Raw genomic sequence first — 17,518 nt, 5'->3', positions numbered from 1 at the left:
CAGGCGCCCCAGGGCGATAATCGGCCATGATCGCCGCGCTTCAGCGGGCGGGCAGCAGCACCACTTCGCCGGCATCGAAGGCGACCCCGACCGTCCCGTCCGCGTCCGGCGCCAGGAACAGCGGACACTCGGCCTCCAGCGGCGGACCCTGCTCCGGCCGCAGTCGCACGGCGACATGGCTGCCCCGGAAAGTCCTCGACAGCACCGCACAGCGCAGGCCCTCGTCGGCCGGTACGAACCGTACGCCCGCCGGCCGCACCAGCAGCCGCTGCTCCCCCTGCGGCGAGCCCTCGGGCACCGGGAGTTTGCCCCACGGGGTGTCCGCCGCCTCCCCGGTGACCGTCGCGACCACCACATTGTCGAAACCGAGGAAGCGGGCGACGAACTCCGAAGCGGGCCGCTGCCAGACCTCCAGCGGTGTGCCGACCTGGGCGATCCGGCCGTCGCGCATGACCACCACCCGGTCGGCCAGCGCGAAGGCCTCACCCTGGTCGTGGGTGACGGCGAGCACCGTCGTGCCCAGCCGGCCGAACAGCTGCCGCAACTCGACGACCAGCCGCTCCCGCAGACTGCGGTCGAGCTGCCCCAGCGGCTCGTCGAGCATCAGCAGCCTGGGCCTCGGCGCGAGCGCGCGGGCCAGCGCGACGCGCTGCTGCTCACCACCCGAGAGCGCCGCAACGGCCCGCCGCTGAGCTCCGGGCAGCCCGACGAGCTCCAGCAACTCATCGGCGCGGGCGGCCTGTTCGGCCCGGGACACCGAACGCATCCGCAACCCGAAGGCGACATTGGCGCCGACGTCCCGCTGCGGGAAGAGCTGGTGGTCCTGAAACATCAGGCCCACGCCGCGACGGTGCACCGGCACCCCCGACTGGTCGGCGCCGCCCAGCAGTACTCGCCCCGACGATGCATGCTGCAGCCCCGCCACCACCCGCAGCAGGGTGGACTTGCCGCTGCCACTGGGTCCCAGCACACAGACGGTCTCGTGCTCGGCCACCACAAGGTCCACCGCGTCGAGTGCGACCCGGTCACCGAAGCGCACCGTCACACCGTCCAGTTGCAGCATCAGAACTCTCCCGAACGGTTGGTGCGCAGACGTTCCAGTACCAGGAGCGACACGGCGCACACCAGCATCAGAATCGTGGACAGTGCCATCGCCTGTCCGTAGTTGAGCTCCCCGGCCCTTCCGAGCAGCCGGGCCACCGCCACCGGCAGGGTCGGCTTGTCCGGCCTGGCGATGAAGACGGTCGCCCCGAACTCCCCCAGCGACACGGCGAAAGCGAACCCCGCTGCGACCAGCAGTGCCCGCCGTACCAGCGGCAGATCCACCTCACGCCAGGCACGCAACGGCGAGGCCCCGAGCACCGCGGCGGCTTCCCGGAGCCGCCCGTCGACCGCGCGCAGTACGGGCAGCATGGTCCGCACCACGAACGGCACGCCCACCAGCGCCTGGGCCAGCGGCACCAGGATCCAGGACGAGCGAAGATCCAGCGGCGGTTTGTCGAGGGTGATCAGAAAGCCGAAGCCGACGGTTACCGCCGACACGCCGAGCGGCAGCATCAGCAGCGCGTCGAACCCCCGCACCAGCCGGCCGACGACGGACGTTTTTCCGGTCGGGCGGAGCCGAGACGGGGGGCGGGTGAGCGCGGTGGCCGCGAAGCCGCCGATGACCAGCGCGATGGCGGTCGCCGCCAGCGCGTACTGCACCGAATTCCAGATCGCGTCGGCCGGCGGCACCAGGAACGTACCGCCGCCCGCGCCCTGCGACTGCAGCGCCCGGTAGAAGGCGAAGCCGTATCCGCCCGGGGCATCCAGCGACCGCTCGACCAGGACGCCGAGCGGCAGCAGTATCAGGACGAGCACCACCGCGAGCACCCCGGCGAGCAGTCCCCACTGCCCCGCACCGCGCGGTCGGCGGGCGGTCTGCGCGGGATCCACCAGGGCCAACGTGCTCTCGCCGCGCCGTACCATCCACCCGTGCAGGGTGAGGATCGCACCGACCGCGACGAACTGCACCAGCGTCAGCACGGCGGCGGTCGGCAGGTCGAGCAGCTCGGCGGTCTCCCGGTAGATCTCCACCTCCAGCGTGGAGAAGGTCGGCCCGCCGAGGATCTGCACCACACCGAAGGAGGTGAAGGTGAAGAGAAACACCATCAGCGCGGCCGCGGCCACGGCAGGGGCGAGCGCGGGCAGCGTCACCTTCCGCCACGCGTCGAACCGGGACAGGCCGAGAACCCGGGCGGCTTCCTCCTGGCGGGGATCCAGCTGCGACCAGAGACCGCCCACGGTGCGGACGACCACCGCGTAGTTGAAGAAGACGTGGGCCAGCAGAATGGCCCAGACCGTGGTGTCCAGGCGGACCCCCCACATCTGGTCCAGCAGCCCGCCGCGCCCCAGCAGGGCGAGGAAGGCCGTACCGACCACCACGGTGGGCAGCACGAAGGGCACCGTCACCACCGCCCGCAGCAACTGCTTGCCCGGGAACTCGAAGCGGGCGAACACGTAAGCACCGGGCAGCGCGATCAGCACGGTGAGCGCGGTCGAAGCCACCGCCTGCCAGGTGGTGAACCACAGCACCTGCAGGATGTCGGCACGGCCCAGCACCTCACCGACCTGCCCGAACTGCCAGGCCCCGCCGACCTTGAGCCCACGGCCGACGATCGCCACGACCGGATAGGCGAAGAAGAGGGCGAAGAACGCGACGGGCAGGGCCATCAGGCCGAGCCTCGCCCAGCCGCTGCCCGTCGGCGCCTCCTCCGCGTTACCGGGTTCGGCGGTCGCTACAGGACGATCGAGGACCACGTCTTGACCCACTGGTCACGATTCTTGGCGATCGTGTCGGGCGCGACCGTCTGCGGAGCGGGGATCCGGGCCCCGAACTTCTTGAACGCGGCGGGCAGCGCGGCCCCCTTGGTCACCGGGTCCACGAACATGTTGAGCGGCATGTCCTCCTGGAACTTCCTGCTGATCAGAAAGTCGAGCAGCGCTTTGCCGCCGGCCGGGTTCTTCGCCCCGTCCAGCAGACCGGCGAACTCGATCTGCCGGAAGCAGGTGGAAGTGGCGACGCCCGTCGGGGCCGTCTTCGGCTGCGGCTTCGCGTAGACCACCTCGGCCGGCGGGCTCGACGCGTACGAGACCACCAGCGGACGGTCGCCGTTGGCCTTCCTGCCTCCCGCCGAACCCGAGAACTCCTGGTTGTACGCCTGCTCCCAGCCGTCGACCACCTTCACGCCGTTGGCCTTGAGCTTCTTCCAGTAGCCCTGCCAGCCCCCATCGCCGTACTTCGCCACCGTGCCGAGCATGAAGCCCAGACCGGGCGATGAGGTCGCCACGTTCTCGGTGACCAGGAGGTTCTTGTACGCCGGCTTGACCAGGTCGTCGAAGCTCTGCGGCACAGCGAGCTTGTGGTCGGCGAAGTACTTCTTGTCGTAGTTGACGCAGATGTCACCGGTGTCGATGGGGGTGACCCGGTGCTTCTTGGCGTCGAGCTGCACATCGGCGGGCACCTGTCCGAGGCCCTTGGCCCGGTAGGGCGTGAACAGGTCGTGATCGAGCGCCCGGGAGAGCAGCGTGTTGTCGACGCCGAAGAAGACATCGCCGCGCGGCGAGCCCTTGGTGAGGATCTCCTGATTGAGCGCCGCGCCCGCGTCCCCGCTCTTGAGGACATGGACGGTGTAGCCGGTCTCCTTGGTGAACTCCTTCAGCACTGAGGGAGAGGCGACGAAGGAGTCATGACTGACCAGGGTCACGGTCTTCGACTTCTCGGCCGAGGAGCCCGATCCGCCCGAGCTGCCGCAGGCGGCGAGCGTCGAAACGCCCAGCGCAGCGGCCAGCGCGGTGACCGTCAGCTTCTTGGTGGTGCTCACTGAACTTCCTCCTGGGATGCATCCAGGAAGAGACGCGGCCCTGCCCGCAGAACACGGGCAGGGCGCAACAGCTTGAGTAATGACCGAACTTCCTACCCGGGATCCAGGACACCGGGAACGTCCCGGGACCCGAGGGCAAGGTTCAAAGGGTCTGCGGCCCGACGACTGCCGCACTCTCAGCGCTGTGGCGCTCCCCTGTCGGAATATGAAAATGTACGGCTCACGTTACACGGGCCCTACCGCTCCGACGCCGCCAGCTGCCCGCACGCCCCGTCGATCTCCTGGCCACGGGTGTCCCGTACGGTCACCGGCACGCCATGAGCGGCGATCGCCGCGACGAAAGCCTTCTCGTCCTCCGGGCGGGAGGCGGTCCACTTGGACCCCGGAGTCGGATTCAGCGGGATCAGATTGACGTGGACCGGCTTGCCCTTGAGCAGGCGGCCGAGCCGGTCGCCCCGCCACGCCTGGTCGTTGATGTCGCGGATGAGGGCGTACTCGATGGAGACCCGGCGGCCCGACTTCGCGGCGTACTCCCAGGCCGCGTCCAGCACCTCGCGGACCTTCCAGCGGGTGTTCACCGGGACGAGCGTGTCCCGCAGCTCGTCGTCGGGCGCGTGCAGCGAGACCGCCAGGCGGCACTTGAAGCCCTCGTCGGCGAACCGCAGCATCGCCGGGACCAGGCCGACGGTCGAGACGGTGATCCCGCGCTGCGAGAGCCCGAGACCGTCGGGCTCCGGATCGGTGAGCCGGCGGATGGAGCCGACGACCCGCTTGTAGTTGGCGAGTGGCTCCCCCATCCCCATGAAGACGATGTTGGAGAGCCTGGCCGGCCCGCCCGGCACCTCGCCGTCCCGCAGCGCCCGCATCCCGTCGACGATCTGGTGCACGATCTCGGCGGTCGACAGATTGCGGTCCAGGCCGGCCTGTCCGGTGGCGCAGAAGGGGCAGTTCATACCGCAGCCGGCCTGCGAGGAGATGCACATCGTCACCCGGTCCGGGTAGCGCATCAGGACCGACTCGACGAGCGTGCCGTCGTGCAGCTTCCACAACGTCTTACGGGTCGCGTCGTCGTCGCAGCTGATGTGCCGCACCACGCTCATCAGCTCGGGAAGCAGTGCGGCCCGCAGCTTCTCGCGCGACGCGGCCGGAATGTCGGTCCACTCGGCCGGGTCGTGGGCGTACCGGGCGAAGTAGTGCTGCGACAGCTGCTTGGCGCGAAAGGGCTTCTCGCCGGTCTCGGCCACGGCGTCCTTACGCTCGGCGGGCGAGAGGTCGGCGAGGTGGAGCGGGGGCTTCTTGGCCCCGCGGGGCGCGACGAAAGTGAGTTCTCCGGGCTTAGGCATGGTTCATCCAGTGTCGCAGACACGCGACGGAGGTCCCGCCGTCCGGTGGACAGCGGGACCTCGGTAAGCGTGCATCGGCTGCCCGTACAGGAAACAGGCAGGTCAGCGGCGGTGTCAGGAACCGACGAACAGGGCGAGCAGCAGCCAGACGACCGGGGCGGTGGGCAGCAGGGAGTCGAGCCGGTCCATGATTCCGCCGTGGCCCGGCAGCAACGTACCCATGTCCTTGATCCCGAGATCCCTCTTGATCATGGACTCGCCCAGATCTCCCAGCGTGGCGCTGGCGGCGACGGCGAAGCCGAGCAGCAGGCCCTGCCACCACTGACCGTCGTCGATAAGGAACTGCATGCAGAGCGCGCCCGCCACCATCGCGAAGCCGATGGCGCCGAACAGCCCCTCCCGGGTCTTTCCCGGGCTGATGCGCGGCGCAAGCTTGTGCGAGCCGAAACGCCAGCCGACCGCATAAGCCCCGGTGTCACTGACAACGGTGAGCAGCAGGAAGGTGAGCACCCGCCACGGCCCGTCGTCCGCCGCGAGCAGCAGGGCCACGAAGGTGGCTAGGAACGGCACGTAGAAGGCGGCGAAGACCCCCGCTGTGACGTCCCTGAGATATCCCTCGGGCGGCTCGGTCATCCGCCAGACCAGGACGGCGAGCGCGGTGAGTGCCATGACGATCCAGGCGCCCTCGGCGCCGCGGGCGTATCCGGCGATGACCATCGCCGCACCACCCACCGCGAGGGGAACCAGGGGCGCCTTGATGCCTTTGCGTTCGTCGAGGCGGGAGGTGAGCTCCCAGAGGCCGACCACCACCGCGACCACGACCACACCGGCGAAGGCGGCCTTCCAGATGAAGAGGGAGGCGATCACCACCGCGCCGAGTCCGACACCGACCCCTATCGCGGACCGCAGATCACGGCCGGCCTTCTTCTTCTCGGGCCGCTCCGGCCTGTCCGGACTGTCCGGTGGCGGCGACGGGGCGGACATGGGCTCCTGCGGCATCTCGGCGCGGAACGGGGGGCCACTCGGCCCGGCAGCCCCCCGATCGCGATCGTTACGGTCGTGGTCTTCGGCGTCTCTGCCTGCGTCGGGCACGATGGGCATGGGCCGAGTCTGCTCGGCTTCACGCTCGCCGTACGCGGGACCCGCCGGGAGAGGCCCCTGGTCGGGGGCCTGTCGCCATTCCCCGACGTAGTTGCCGCTCGGCGGGACACTCCAGGAAGAGTCGTTCATCAGACCTCGAGCAGCTCGGCTTCCTTGTGCTTGAGCAGCTCGTCCACCTGTGCGACGTACTTCGCGGTGGTGTCGTCGAGCTCCTTCTCGGCGCGGCGGCCCTCGTCCTCGCCGACCTCACCATCCTTGATGAACTTGTCGATCGTCTCCTTGGCCTTGCGGCGGATGGAGCGGATCGAGATCTTGGAGTCCTCGGCCTTGGTCCGTGCGACCTTGGTGTACTCCTTGCGGCGCTCGCCGGTGAGCTCGGGGAACGTCACCCGGATGATATTGCCGTCGTTGCTGGGATTGACGCCGAGGTCCGAGTCCCTGATGGCCTGCTCGATGTTCCGCAGCGCGCTCTTGTCGAACGGGGTCACCACGGCCATCCGCGCCTCGGGAACCGAGAACGAGGCCAGCTGGTTGATCGGGGTCAGTGCGCCGTAGTACTCCGCCACGATCTTGTTGAACATCGCCGGGTGCGCACGGCCGGTGCGGATCGCGGCGAAGTCCTCCTTGGCGACCACGACGGCCTTCTCCATCTTCTCCTCGGCCTCGAGGAGGGTCTCTTCGATCACCACTTGCTCCTGCATGTCTTGAGTGGGCCCTGCGTACTCAAGGCCCGGGAGTAAATCCGCGTGTTGCCCTGCACGGTGTCCGACCGGCAGGTTCTTGTCCACCTCCGGGCGGCCCCGCCCCCGGTGTTCAGGCCCGGGTGCCCTGGTCGTTGACGAGAGTCCCGATCTTCTCACCCTTGACGGCACGCGCGATATTGCCGGTGGCGAGCAGCTCGAAGACGAGGATGGGCAGACTGTTGTCACGGCAGAGAGTGATGGCGGTGGCGTCGGCGACCTTGAGGTCCCTGGAGAGCACCTCGCTGTACTCCAGCGCATCGAACTTCACCGCATCGGGATTCTTCTTCGGGTCGGAGTCGTAGACCCCGTCCACGCCGTTCTTCCCCATGAGCAGCGCCTCGGCATCGATCTCCAGGGCGCGCTGAGCGGCGGTGGTGTCGGTGGAGAAATACGGCATGCCCATGCCCGCGCCGAAGATGACGACGCGGCCCTTCTCCAGGTGGCGTACGGCACGCAGCGGGATGTACGGCTCGGCGACCTGTCCCATGGTGATGGCGGTCTGGACCCGGGAGTCGATGCCTTCCTTCTCCAGGAAGTCCTGGAGGGCGAGGCAGTTCATCACCGTTCCGAGCATGCCCATGTAGTCGGAGCGTGCCCGATCCATGCCGCGCTGCTGCAGCTCGGCACCGCGGAAGAAGTTGCCGCCACCGATGACGACCGCGATCTCCGCGCCGTCCCGGACGACTGCGGCGATCTCGCGGGCTATGGCGTGTACGACATCGGGATCGACGCCGAGAGCGCCGCCGCCGGCGAACGCCTCACCGGACAGCTTCAGCATGAAGCGGCCGTTCTTCTTGCCGCCGTCACTCCGATCGGCTTTCCCGGCCTTGTCGCCTTTGTCGGCCTGTTCCATGGGGTCTCCTCGTGCACATACGAAGAAGGCCATTGCCGTGGATCCTTGCGGTTCCCTATGCGGCAATGGCCTCCTCGTCAGATCTGCGGCCGTCCGGCGCGGACGCGAACGACTGCGTCAGACCCTATCGGGGTCTTTGATGAATCGCGTACAGACTCAGATGCCGACCTTGATGCGCGCGAAACGCTTCAGGGTGACACCGGCCTCGTCCAGAACCTTCTGGACGGACTTCTTGTTGTCCAGCGCATACGGCTGACCGAGGAGGGTGGCCTCCTTGAAGAAACCGTTGACCCGGCCTTCGACGATTTTCGGCAGGGCGGCCTCGGGCTTGCCCTCCGCGCGGGTGGTCTCCTCGGCGACGCGACGCTCGGCCTCGACGACCTCGGCCGGGACGTCATCGCGGTCCAGGTACTTCGGCGCGAAGGCGGCGATGTGCTGGGCGAGACCGCGGGCGAGCTCGGCGTCGGCCTTGTCCAGCTCGACCAGGACACCGATCTGCGGGGGCAGGTCGGGCATGGTGCGGTGCATGTAAGAGGTCACGTAGGCGCCGCTGAACTGGGCGAAGCGGTCCAGAACGATCTTCTCACCGAGGTTGGCGTTGGCCTCGTCCACGAACGCCTGGACGGTTTTGCCGGCCTCGATCTCGGACGCCAGCAGCGCGGCGATGTCGGCGGGCGAGGTCGCTGCGACGTGGGCGGCGAGCGCGTTGGCGACGGCCTGGAACTTCTCGCCCTTGGCGACGAAGTCCGTCTCACACTTCAGCTCGACGAGGACACCGGAGGTGTTGTCGTCGGCGATGAGGGAGACGACGGCGCCGTTCTCGGCGGAGCGGCCCTCGCGCTTGGCGACGCCCTTCTGGCCCTTGATGCGAAGCGCCTCGACGGCCTTGTCGACACTGCCCTCGGCCTCGTCGAGCGCCTTCTTGCAGTCCATCATGCCGGCGCCGGTGAGCTCGCGGAGCTTCTTGACGTCAGCGGCGGTGTAGTTCGCCATGATCGTGAATTTCTCTCTCGAAGTCTGAAAGATCTTACGGGTGAACGGCGGGGGCCCTGGGGCCCCCGCCGTCAACTACCGAACCGGTGAAGCCCGGTAAAGGTCGGGCCTGCGTCAGGCCTGCTCGGCGTCCGTGGCCGGGGCGGCTTCGGCGGCGGGCGCCTCGGCAGCGGGGGCCTCGGCAGCGGCCTCGGCCGGCTTGTCGGCCTCGGCGGCGGGGGCCTCGGCGGCCTTCTCGCCCTCGGCGGCGGCCGGAGCGGCCTCGTCGGCCTTCTTCTCGCCGTCGAGCAGGTCTCGCTCCCACTCGGCGAGCGGCTCGGAGGCAGCCTTCTCGCCCGGCTTCTGGTCGCCGGCCGCAGCGCCGGAGCGGGCGATGAGGCCCTCGGCGACTGCGTCCGCGATCACGCGGGTGAGCAGGGTGACGGAACGGATCGCATCGTCGTTGCCCGGGATCTTGTAGTCGACCTCGTCGGGGTCGCAGTTGGTGTCGAGGATCGCGACGACCGGGATGTGGAGCTTGCGCGCCTCACCGACGGCGATGTGCTCCTTCTTGGTGTCGACGATCCAGACGGCGCTGGGCACCTTCTGCATCTCGCGGATACCACCGAGGGTCTTCTCCAGCTTGGCCTTCTCACGCGAGAGGACCAGGAGCTCCTTCTTGGTGAGGCCGGAAGCCGCCACGTCCTCGAAGTCGATCTGCTCGAGCTCCTTGAGGCGCTGCAGACGCTTGTAGACGGTGGAGAAGTTGGTCAGCATGCCACCCAGCCAGCGCTGGTTGACGTACGGCATGCCGACCCGCGTCGCCTGTTCGGCGATGGCTTCCTGGGCCTGCTTCTTGGTACCGACGAACATGATGGAGCCGCCGTGGGCGACGGTCTCCTTGACGAACTCGTAGGCGCGGTCGATGTACGACAGCGACTGGAGCAGGTCGATGATGTAGATGCCGTTGCGCTCCGTGAAGATGAAACGCTTCATCTTCGGGTTCCAACGGCGGGTCTGGTGACCGAAGTGGACGCCGCTTTCCAGCAGCTCCCGCATCGTGACGACGGCCATGGCCGTACTCCTTGAGGTGCTCGGTTGTCGCGACTGCAGGGTTGCCGCCGCGCCTGACGCCCCTACGCGCCGTGCCACAAGGGACCGAGTGGCGCGTCCACCGACCGCAGACGGGGTGATGGGGGGCGTGCGAAGTCGACCCGGTGACCCGGATCGCCACCTGAAGTGTACGGGACCGGGTGGGCGCAGGGTGACGGCGATGTCCACAACCGACGAGCCATCCACAGATACCGGCCATGATCCCCGCGGATCGGTTCACTGCGGGACGGTTTCTGCCATGCGTCTGAACCTGATGGTGCTGGCCACCCTGCTCACCACGGTGCTGTCCGCTGCCGCCCCGGCAGCAGCTGTGCCCGCCGCCGACCGCAGCTGGCCCATCGGCGGCCGCCCCCGGATCGTGCACGGCTGGGCTCCCCCCGCCTCACCGTACGGACCGGGTCACCGCGGCGTCGATCTGAGTGCACCACCGGGGGCACCGGTCAGGGCCGCCGCCCCGGGGACGGTCATGTTCGCGGGACAGGTGGCGCGGCACGGGGTGCTCGCGATCTCCGTGGCCGGCGCCCCGCTGCGTACGACCTATCAGCCGGTGCGGGCGCTGGTCGAGAAGGGGGACCGGGTCGCCGCCGGCCAGGTGGTCGCGGTGCTCGGGGACGGGCCGTTCCACTGTGCGTCCGGATGTCTGCACTGGGGTCTGCTGCGCGGGGACACCTATCTCGACCCGCTGTCGTTGCTGCCGCCGGAGATGCTGCGTCTCGGCCCGTCCCGGCTGCTCCCGGTGCTCGGCGTTCCGCTGCCCGGGATCCCTGCGCCCGGAGCCGTGCGGTTGACCGAAGCAGCGGGCGCCTCCCCGGCGGTCAGCGGACCGGGAGACGGCAGCGCGGTCCTTCCGGGACCCCGGACAGTACCTGTCGGGTCATCGCCCCCCGGGGTGCCGGACGCGGTCGGCGCCGTACTGCTGACCGCGGCAGCGATCTGGACACACCGGGCCTGTCGCGGCCGGTTCAGCCCCGGACGCCCCGCAGCACCATCTCGACGGCCGCGTCGGCGATGGCGCGGGGATCCTCCGCCACCCCCAGTTCGATGCGGCGTACCGCCGCATCCACCAGGCCCTGCAGCAGCATGGCCGCCAGCCGGGGCTGCTCATGCCCGAGCGCCTCGAGCGCCTCTACGATCATGGCGATCAGTCCGCCGTGCGCGGCCCGGATCTTCTCGCGGGCGCCCGCGTCGAGCTCACTCGCGGAGATGGCAACCACGGCCCGGTGCCGCTGATCACCGACAAGCGCGAGCTGCCGGCGCACATACGCCTCGACCTTGCCCTCCGGAGCGGCGGTCTGTTCCATCGCGGTCTCGATCTCGGCCGCCCAGACCGGGAAGTCGACGGTGCACAGCTCTTCCACCACAGCCGCCCGCGAGCGGAAGTACTCATAGACGGAGGAACGCGCCAGGCCGGTGCGCTCGGCGAGGGCCGGAAAGGTCAGTGCCTCCGTACCGCCCTCGGACAGCAGAGTGCGGGCCGCGTCCAGCAGGGCGCTGCGCTGCATGGTCCGGTGCTCGGCCACCGAGGCCGCTCGAATCCTTGGCACGGTGCCACTTTACGGAACCGCCTCGGCCGCACCACCACGGGCAGGGACGATTCAGCTTCTATCACCGGCCGACGTCGGCCAGCTTGGCCCGGAGCTGCAGAACCGACTTGGTGTGGATCTGGCTCACTCGGCTCTCCGTCACGCCGAGCACATGGCCGATCTCGGCCAGCGTCAGCCCCTCGTAGTAGTAGAGGGTGACGACGGTCTTCTCGCGCTCGGGGAGGGTGTTGATGGCGCGGGCCAGCAGTCGGCGCAGCTCACGGCCTTCGGCCAGTTCGACCGGGTTGTCCGCTGCGGTGTCCTCCAGCGTGTCCATCAGGCTCAGCCGGTCGCCGCCCTCCCCGCCGACATGCAGCAACTCGTCGAGCGCCACCACGTTGGCCAGCGACAACTGGCTGAATACGGCGTGCAGTTCCTCGACCGCGATGCCCATCTCGGCAGCGACCTCACACTCCGAAGGGGTGCGCCGGAATTTGGCCTCCAGGGTGGCGTAGGCGCGTTCGACGGCGCGCGCCTTCTGCCGGACCGAGCGTGGAATCCAGTCGAGGGCCCGCAGCTCGTCGATCATCGCGCCGCGGATGCGGGTGATCGCATAGGTCTCGAACTTGATGGCCCGCTCGATGTCGAACTTCTCGATGGCGTCAATCAGTCCGAAGACGCCCGAGGAGACGAAGTCCGCCTGCTCGACATTGGGCGGCAGCCCCACGCTGACCCGGCCCGCCACATACTTCACCAGTGGGGAGTAGTGCAGGATGAGCTGCTCGCGCAGCCGTTTGTCGCCCGTGGCTTTGTACGACCGCCACAGCTCATCGAGCGTCGAAGGCGCTGAGGGCCGCATATGGCCACGGGCAGCGGGTGGTGCTGCCGCGCGGTCAGACCCGGACGTGTGCTGTGGCATTCGTTGCCTTGAGCCGTTCTGCTGGGACTGCGTGGGATGTGATTCTGCGCCGATCTCTGAGCCGAATCCTGGTGAGCGTAGCGTGACTGGACCATCGCGGGGCGCGATCGTCAGGTCATCGCACCTGCACGCCGACGTCTCTCCGACGCCTCTTCGACGCCACCCAGGAGGTGCCGAGGAGGTGATGCCGGGGGGTCCGCCGGAGTCCGCGACATCACCTTTTCACCCGATTGCCCCTGGTCAAGCACCGCCTCGCCGCGCGTCGACGGTCTGTGTCCTGTCCGATACCAACTGCCAGCCTTCCGTTTGCCGTTCAACGAACCCCAACGAGTGGAGTTCGTACAACCTGGCGAGCGCTTCATCGGCTGTGGTGCCTGCTTCGCGGGCGATGTCACGGCTTCCGGCCGCGCCCCGCCCCGGCAGCGCCTCCAACACGCGCGCCGCGATGGGATCCAACAGGTCCCTGGGCAGCAGCGGGCCGGTCCTCGCCGGTGCGAGCTCCCCCATGTCGCCGACCAGTTCGGTGACTTCCGCGGCATCGGTCACCAGCACCCCCTCGCCGCGCAGCAGTTCGTGCACCCCCGAGGACAGCCCGCTGGTGACCGGACCCGGCACTCCCATGACGAAGCGACCGAGCTTCTGCGCACTGCGGGCGGTGGCGAGCGAGCCGCTGCGGTACTCCGCCTCCACCACGACGGTCCCCCTGGTGAGCGCGGCGATAACCCGGTTCCTGAGGATGAACCGGCTCGGCGTGGGATGGTCGCCCGGCGGCAACTCCCCTACCAGGAGCCCCTGTTCGGCGATGCGACCGATCAGCTCCGCGTGACCGCGCGGATAGACCGTATCGACGCCGCAGGCCAGCACCGCGATCGTGGCCCCGCCGGCAGCCAGCGCTCCGCGGTGAGCGGCGCCGTCGATGCCGAAAGCAGCTCCCGACACCACGACCCAGCCCCGCTCGGCGAGACCTGAGCCCAGCGAGGCCGCCATGTGGGCGCCGTAGGCGGTGCAGGCGCGGGCACCGACCACGGCGACCGAGCGCAGCGCCCATATCCGCAGATGGGAACCGCCCCGGACCCAGAGCCCGATCGGCCGTGCGTCCCCCAGGTCATCCAGTTGGCTGGGCCACTCCTGGTCACCGGGACAGACGAACCGGCTACCGGCCACCCCCGCCGCCGCGAGGTCCCGGTCGGGATCGGCCGCAGCGGCCCGCAGCCGGTATCCCCCGATCCGCCGCGCACTCGCCCCGGGCAGTGCGGCCCCGTCGTGCCCCGGCGAGCGGAGCCGCTGCCAGAGTTCCACCGCCCCGCACTCCCGCAGCCACCGGCCGCCGTGCTGGTCACCCGGTTCGACAATCCGGGTGAGGGCGGCTCGTGCCAGTCGTTCCTCGTCGCACACGTCACTGGTCACCGGGGACCACCGCCCGCAGCCGTCAGTGCCCCCCGGTCGACCCCGGTACGCAACTGCAGGGCGAGCGCCACATCGGTCTCGTCCGGACGGTCACGGCCTGCCAGGTCGGCCACGGTCCAGGCCACCCGCAGCACCCGGTCGAGGCCACGGGCAGTGAGCAGCCCGCGTTCCATATCGCGCTCGGCGCCCAGCAGCGCCCCCGGAGCGGCCGTCCAGCGGGTCCGCAGTTCGTGGCCGGGCACCTCGCTGTTGGTGCTCCACGGCGTGCCCTGCAGCCGGGCGGCAGCCCGTTCCCTGCCTTCCCGCACCCGGGCGGCGACGACCGCCGTCGATTCCTGGGTGGTTTCCTGCCCCAGCAGGTCCGACCGGTCCACGGGCTCCACGCCGACCCGGAGATCCACCCGGTCGAGAAGCGGTCCGGAGAGCCGCGCCTGATAGCGGCGGACCGCCGATGGAGGGCACTCGCACACAGCGCCGCGCAGGCCGTGTCTGCCGCACGGACAGGGATTCGCGGCCAGCACCATCAGAAACCGCGCGGGCAGCCGCACCACCCCGGCGCTGCGGGCGACGACCACATGCCCCGATTCCAGCGGCTGGCGCAGCGCGTCCAGGGCCCGCCCGGAGAACTCCGGCGCCTCGTCCAGAAAGAGCACACCCCGATGTGCCAGGGAGACCGCTCCCGGTCTGGGCAGTCCGTTGCCGCCGCCGACCAGGGACTGCATGGTCGCCGAATGGTGCGGGGCGCAATAGGGCGCTGTCCTGACCAACGGCTCCCCCGGCGGGAGAATCCCCGCCACCGAGTGCACGGCTGTCACCTCGAGCGACTCGTGCCGGGTCAACGGCGGCAGGATGGCCGACAACCGCTCGGCCAGTATGGTCTTGCCCGCTCCGGGTGGGCCGTGCAGCAGCAGATGGTGTGCTCCGGTGGCGGCCACCTCCAGTGCTTTGCGCGCCGCCTGCTGCCCGGCCACATCTGCCAGGTCACTACCGCTGCCGTGCGGTGCGGCCGAGGCCAGCCCGGTGCCCGCCCCGGCGCCCGGCACCATCAGCCCGGCCAGCATGGGGTCGGGCCGGCCTGCCGCCGGAGCCGATTCGTCCGGGACCGGCTCTCCGGTCAGCACCGCGATGAGCTGCCGCAGGCTCCGCACCCCGAGGACCGAGATGCCTGGCACCAGGGACGCCTCACCCGCGGTCTGTTCCGGTACCACGACCTGGCGGTAGCCGGCCTCCGCCGCCGCCAGTACGGCGGGGAGGATTCCGCGTACCGGCCTGACCCGGCCGTCGAGCCCGAGCTCCCCGACCAGGACCAGATCGGCGATCTCCTTGGGGTCGATCCGCTCGGCGGCGCTCAGCACGGCGCAGGCCACTGCCAGGTCGAAGCCGCTGCCGCCCTTGGGCACGGACGCGGGGCTCAGCCCGACGGTGAGTTTCTTCTGCGGCCATTCGGCGCCGGAATTCACCACTGCGGCCCTGACCCGGTCCCGGCTCTCCACCAGGCTCTTGTCGGGCAGCCCGACGAGCGTGAAGGCGGCGACCCCGGGCTCGAGGTCCGCCTGCACCTCCACCACCACACCCTCGACGCCCACCAGAGCCACCGAGCACGCCCGGGCGAAGCCCATCAGGCCACCCCCCGCGCATGCTCGACCTGCGGGGCGCCCCGGGTCGGCAGCAGGACACCGACCAGGTCGATACGGACTCCGCCCGGCGGCGCCCCGCCATGGCCGTCCAGCCAGCGTTCAGCCAGGTGTCTGAGTCGCTCCGCCTTGACCAGTGTGACGGCCGCCATCGGGTGTTCGAAGCGTCCGTCCCTGCGGGTCTTGACCTCGCAGACGACCAACGCGTCGCCGTCCCGCGCGACGATGTCGATCTCGCCCGCCCTGCATCGCCAGTTGCGCTCGACGATGGTCATTCCGGCCTCGGCCAGCGTCCTTGCCGCCAGGTCCTCGCCATACCGCCCGAGTGCCCCCCGTGCGTTCATGTCGGCACCACCTCCGGTACCGACTGTGAGGCCGGCGCGCCCACCGTGTGGATCTCGGTGGATTACTCGGCGGTTGTGGACAACTCAGCCACCCGGAAGTTCGAGATCGCTCTTGTTGAGCTCCTCGATGTTCACGTCCTTGAAGGTGAGTACGCGCACCTGTTTGACGAACCTGGCCGGCCGGTACATGTCCCAGACCCACGCGTCCGCCATCGAGACCTCGAAGAAGACCTCACCCTGCACCGAGTGCACCTGCATCTCGTAGTCATTGGTGAGATAGAAGCGCCGTTCGGTCTCGATCACGTATTTGAACAGACCGACGACGTCGCGGTACTCCCGGTAGAGCTTCAGCTCCATCTCGGTCTCGTACTTCTCGAGGTCCTCGGCGCTCATGGCATGTTCCCCTTCAGCCGTGCGTCCCCCCATTGTGCGCCGGTTCCTGGCACCGCTAGACGATTTCCGGGGCAAGGACCACCGGTGCAGCCGGGGGACCCTCGTCGAGCAGCGTGCGCAGCAGCTCGGCGAGCCTGGTCGGGTACACCGTCTCACGCGCTGCGGACAGTTCGGCGGAGGTCCACCACCTCAACCCCGCGACACTGCGCTGCTCCAGGCTCGTCAACCCGTCCAGGGAGGTCTCAGTGCGAGTGGTTCGCGCAAGAAAGTACCATTCGTCCTGGTTCCAGCGCCGACCGTCGAAAGGGAACGAGCACAGCCGGGTCCAGAGCAGCGGACCGAGCTCGACACCGACCAGCCCGGTCTCCTCCTGCACCTCGCGCAGCGCCGCCTCCTCCCGGCTCTCCCCCGCCTCGACACCGCCTCCCGGGGTGAACCACCAGGTGCGCTCCGGGCCGGCCGGCTCGAAGCCGTGCAGCAGCAGAACGCGGTCGTCGGGATCGAGCAGGATCACCCGCGCGACCTTGCGCAGCTCTCCGGGGAGTTCGCCGGGCTGTTCAGCGGACACCGGCCACGGCCTTCTTCCGCCCGAGCCGCCGCGCCAGCGGCCCGTAGGCCGAGCCGCCCAGGATCAGCACCAGGCCGAGCAGCACCGATCCGAGTACCAGCTTCACCGGTCCGAGCTGGGAGACCCCGCCCGGCAGCGCCGCGAAGGCCTTCGGGCGCTCCAGCGCCCCGCCGCCCAGTGGCCAGGCAATGGCGTCCACCCGTGCGGACACCGTGGACAGCGGCACCGAACCGTGTTCGGCGTCCTGCAGGTGGACCCGGGAGTCCATCGAGTTGGTGCGCTCGTCGCCGAGCACGAACAGCTGTCCCTCGGGCACCTTCGCAGTGAAATCGGTCGCCGATGCCCGGCCCTTGGTCAGCGGATTCTTCTGCAGATACGGTTCTGCGATCCCCTTGCCGTTCACCGTCAGCCGGCCCCTGGAGTCGCAGCAGGCGACCTTGTCGCCGCCCACGCCGACCACCCGCTTCACCATGGGCATGTCGCCCCAGGCCGGGTCCTGGAAGATCACCACATCGCCTCGGCGGACCTCGCTGCCGTCTATTCGCTGCGCCAGTACCCGGTCCCCCACCTTGACGGTCGGGGTCATCGAATCGGTCGGCACGGTGTACGGCTTGTACTCCACAGCTCCCCAGGCGAACCCGCCGAGAAAGAGCACACAACCGACGGCCACGGCCAGCCCCGACAACGCGTTGCCGAGCCGGCCGCGATCGCCGCTCGTACGAACTGTTCCGCTCATCCCAGC

General features: G+C 69.4%; 17 protein-coding genes and 1 pseudogene. 1 reads left to right on the top strand and 17 read right to left on the bottom strand.

From position 1 onward, the window contains the following. Positions 1–40: 40 nt before the first annotated feature. The 9 genes from AB0436_RS20785 to rpsB all read right to left on the bottom strand — a co-directional run bounded on the left by AB0436_RS20785 (position 41) and on the right by rpsB (position 9,949). Positions 41–1,063 carry an ABC transporter ATP-binding protein gene (locus AB0436_RS20785; protein WP_366469363.1) on the bottom strand — a complete coding sequence of 341 codons (1,023 nt, stop codon included), beginning with the start codon at positions 1,061–1,063 and terminating at the stop codon, positions 41–43. Continuing rightward, entirely contained in the window at positions 1,063–2,712 is a 1,650-nt protein-coding gene (locus AB0436_RS20780; protein ID WP_366469444.1) for an iron ABC transporter permease, read from the bottom strand. Before AB0436_RS20780 ends, AB0436_RS20785 begins: the two co-directional genes overlap by 1 nt. A 65-nt stretch (positions 2,713–2,777) precedes the next feature. Further along, a complete protein-coding gene (locus tag AB0436_RS20775; protein WP_366469362.1) occupies positions 2,778–3,863 on the bottom strand; it encodes a thiamine ABC transporter substrate-binding protein in 1,086 nt (361 codons plus the stop codon). Between the two features lie 236 nt (positions 3,864–4,099). Further along, the gene (gene rlmN, locus AB0436_RS20770; protein WP_366469361.1) at positions 4,100–5,206 is read right to left on the bottom strand and encodes a 23S rRNA (adenine(2503)-C(2))-methyltransferase RlmN; all 1,107 of its coding nucleotides are present in this window, start codon (positions 5,204–5,206) and stop codon (positions 4,100–4,102) included. A gap of 114 nt (positions 5,207–5,320) precedes the next feature. Further along, the gene (locus tag AB0436_RS20765; protein ID WP_366469360.1) at positions 5,321–6,436 is read right to left on the bottom strand and encodes a phosphatidate cytidylyltransferase; all 1,116 of its coding nucleotides are present in this window, start codon (positions 6,434–6,436) and stop codon (positions 5,321–5,323) included. Then, positions 6,436–6,993: a ribosome recycling factor gene (gene frr, locus AB0436_RS20760; RefSeq protein WP_366469443.1), complete on the bottom strand. Its 558-nt coding sequence runs from the start codon at positions 6,991–6,993 to the stop codon at positions 6,436–6,438. The genes AB0436_RS20765 and frr overlap by 1 nt, the downstream gene beginning before the upstream one ends. 127 nt (positions 6,994–7,120) lie before the next feature. Next, on the bottom strand, positions 7,121–7,828 hold the full coding sequence (gene pyrH / locus AB0436_RS20755; RefSeq protein WP_365849830.1) for a UMP kinase: 708 nt from the start codon (positions 7,826–7,828) through the stop codon (positions 7,121–7,123). A gap of 231 nt (positions 7,829–8,059) precedes the next feature. Continuing rightward, positions 8,060–8,896: a translation elongation factor Ts gene (gene tsf, locus AB0436_RS20750; RefSeq protein WP_366469359.1), complete on the bottom strand. Its 837-nt coding sequence runs from the start codon at positions 8,894–8,896 to the stop codon at positions 8,060–8,062. Between the two features lie 114 nt (positions 8,897–9,010). Then, entirely contained in the window at positions 9,011–9,949 is a 939-nt protein-coding gene (gene rpsB, locus AB0436_RS20745; RefSeq protein ID WP_366469358.1) for a 30S ribosomal protein S2, read from the bottom strand. A gap of 364 nt (positions 9,950–10,313) precedes the next feature. Here rpsB and AB0436_RS20740 point away from each other — a divergent pair. Further along, positions 10,314–10,739 (top strand): annotated as a pseudogene (locus AB0436_RS20740) (M23 family metallopeptidase); the annotation flags it as partial. A 211-nt stretch (positions 10,740–10,950) separates the two neighbouring features. Here AB0436_RS20740 and AB0436_RS20735 read toward each other — a convergent pair. The 8 genes from AB0436_RS20735 to lepB form a co-directional block, all read right to left on the bottom strand. After that, positions 10,951–11,508, bottom strand: a complete 558-nt coding sequence (locus AB0436_RS20735) for a helix-turn-helix domain-containing protein (RefSeq protein WP_366469442.1) — start codon at positions 11,506–11,508, stop codon at positions 10,951–10,953. Positions 11,509–11,593: 85 nt separating this feature from the next. Continuing rightward, the gene (whiG, locus tag AB0436_RS20730; protein ID WP_365848914.1) at positions 11,594–12,430 is read right to left on the bottom strand and encodes an RNA polymerase sigma factor WhiG; all 837 of its coding nucleotides are present in this window, start codon (positions 12,428–12,430) and stop codon (positions 11,594–11,596) included. Positions 12,431–12,670: 240 nt separating this feature from the next. Next, a complete protein-coding gene (gene dprA, locus AB0436_RS20725) occupies positions 12,671–13,837 on the bottom strand; it encodes a DNA-processing protein DprA (RefSeq protein WP_366469357.1) in 1,167 nt (388 codons plus the stop codon). Next, positions 13,834–15,456 carry a YifB family Mg chelatase-like AAA ATPase gene (locus AB0436_RS20720; protein ID WP_366469356.1) on the bottom strand — a complete coding sequence of 541 codons (1,623 nt, stop codon included), beginning with the start codon at positions 15,454–15,456 and terminating at the stop codon, positions 13,834–13,836. Before AB0436_RS20720 ends, dprA begins: the two co-directional genes overlap by 4 nt. Further along, positions 15,456–15,815, bottom strand: a complete 360-nt coding sequence (locus tag AB0436_RS20715) for a YraN family protein (RefSeq protein ID WP_366469355.1) — start codon at positions 15,813–15,815, stop codon at positions 15,456–15,458. Before AB0436_RS20715 ends, AB0436_RS20720 begins: the two co-directional genes overlap by 1 nt. 84 nt (positions 15,816–15,899) lie before the next feature. Next, on the bottom strand, positions 15,900–16,208 hold the full coding sequence (locus AB0436_RS20710) for a DUF2469 domain-containing protein (RefSeq protein WP_003965949.1): 309 nt from the start codon (positions 16,206–16,208) through the stop codon (positions 15,900–15,902). A 55-nt stretch (positions 16,209–16,263) separates the two neighbouring features. Next, positions 16,264–16,776: an NUDIX hydrolase gene (locus AB0436_RS20705; RefSeq protein WP_366469354.1), complete on the bottom strand. Its 513-nt coding sequence runs from the start codon at positions 16,774–16,776 to the stop codon at positions 16,264–16,266. Next, positions 16,766–17,512, bottom strand: coding sequence for a signal peptidase I (gene lepB / locus AB0436_RS20700; protein WP_366469353.1), 747 nt, complete (start codon positions 17,510–17,512; stop codon positions 16,766–16,768). Before lepB ends, AB0436_RS20705 begins: the two co-directional genes overlap by 11 nt. Positions 17,513–17,518 lie beyond the last annotated feature (6 nt).

Origin of the sequence: Streptomyces sp. NPDC051322, from assembly GCF_040689485.1 — a bacterium.
Classification (GTDB): domain Bacteria; phylum Actinomycetota; class Actinomycetes; order Streptomycetales; family Streptomycetaceae; genus Streptomyces.
Note: the sequence above shows the minus strand (reverse complement) of the source record. Positions and strands in the feature narration are given on the sequence as shown.

Excerpts from the sequence above, each read along its gene's own strand:
- tsf (WP_366469359.1), bottom strand. The coding sequence starts at position 8,896 with ATGGCGAACTACACCGCCGCTGACGTCAAGAAGCTCCGCGAGCTCACC.
- rlmN (WP_366469361.1), bottom strand. The coding sequence starts at position 5,206 with ATGCCTAAGCCCGGAGAACTCACTTTCGTCGCGCCCCGCGGGGCCAAG.
- AB0436_RS20765 (WP_366469360.1), bottom strand. The coding sequence starts at position 6,436 with ATGAACGACTCTTCCTGGAGTGTCCCGCCGAGCGGCAACTACGTCGGG.
- AB0436_RS20720 (WP_366469356.1), bottom strand. The coding sequence starts at position 15,456 with ATGGGCTTCGCCCGGGCGTGCTCGGTGGCTCTGGTGGGCGTCGAGGGT.
- AB0436_RS20785 (WP_366469363.1), bottom strand. The coding sequence starts at position 1,063 with ATGCTGCAACTGGACGGTGTGACGGTGCGCTTCGGTGACCGGGTCGCA.
- lepB (WP_366469353.1), bottom strand. The coding sequence starts at position 17,512 with ATGAGCGGAACAGTTCGTACGAGCGGCGATCGCGGCCGGCTCGGCAAC.
- AB0436_RS20780 (WP_366469444.1), bottom strand. The coding sequence starts at position 2,712 with ATGGCCCTGCCCGTCGCGTTCTTCGCCCTCTTCTTCGCCTATCCGGTC.
- AB0436_RS20715 (WP_366469355.1), bottom strand. The coding sequence starts at position 15,815 with ATGAACGCACGGGGGGCACTCGGGCGGTATGGCGAGGACCTGGCGGCA.
- rpsB (WP_366469358.1), bottom strand. The coding sequence starts at position 9,949 with ATGGCCGTCGTCACGATGCGGGAGCTGCTGGAAAGCGGCGTCCACTTC.
- whiG (WP_365848914.1), bottom strand. The coding sequence starts at position 12,430 with ATGCCACAGCACACGTCCGGGTCTGACCGCGCGGCAGCACCACCCGCT.
- pyrH (WP_365849830.1), bottom strand. The coding sequence starts at position 7,828 with ATGCTGAAGCTGTCCGGTGAGGCGTTCGCCGGCGGCGGCGCTCTCGGC.
- AB0436_RS20710 (WP_003965949.1), bottom strand. The coding sequence starts at position 16,208 with ATGAGCGCCGAGGACCTCGAGAAGTACGAGACCGAGATGGAGCTGAAG.